At 62.9% G+C, this 677-nt stretch carries 1 protein-coding gene; it reads right to left on the minus strand.

The features are described from left to right. Nucleotides 1-677: autotransporter outer membrane beta-barrel domain-containing protein (locus tag NTD82_RS15915; protein WP_262129403.1), on the minus strand; the 677-nt coding region annotated here is incomplete at both ends.

Here is a 677-nt window from a genome sequence, read left to right on the forward strand (position 1 = left end):
CTGAACACGTCAGCATCGAAGCCCGACTTGCCGACGTAGTCGTAGTTCACGCCCAGGGTCACTGCACCCAGCTTGTAGTCGGTACCGATACCGGCTTCGTAGCTGTTGCGTACGGCCTTGGCGCCGGTGGTCACAAACGGCGTGTTGCCCAGCAGGAAGGTCGAGGTGCTGCTGGACTGGTCGGCGGCGAAGTCGTGGTAGGCCATCAGCTTGACCTGCGGCTCCAGCGTGCCGGCGCCCAGTGCATAGCTGCCGGCAACCCGGACGCCCGCACCCAGTTCGATGGCTTCGTAGCGCTGGTCTTCGACTTTCAGCGCGGCCGAAGAACCCTTCTCGCGGTAGCCGTCGATGTTGACCTGGCTGTAACGCGCCGCCAGGCGTGGTTCGACCAGCAGTTGCGGGTTGATCTTCCAGGTGTAACCGCCGACCAGGTTCAGGCCCAGCAGGTCGCTGTCATAGCTGGCCTTGGCCTGGGTGCCGGCGATGCTGCGCTTGCTGTCGTTGTCGTTGACGCCGTAGGTCAGGCTGGCATCGACGAAGTAGTTGCCCAGCTCGTAGCCGCCGTACAGGGTGAAGGCGTGGCTGTCGACTTCAGTCTTGTTGCCGCTTTTGCCGTTCACGTCGGTGTTGATGAAGCTGTAGGCCAGACCGAGGGTCACCTGGTCGTTCAGCTTGCC

Origin of the sequence: Pseudomonas sp. 5P_5.1_Bac1 (assembly GCF_025466015.1) — a bacterium.
In the GTDB taxonomy this organism is placed as follows: domain Bacteria; phylum Pseudomonadota; class Gammaproteobacteria; order Pseudomonadales; family Pseudomonadaceae; genus Aquipseudomonas.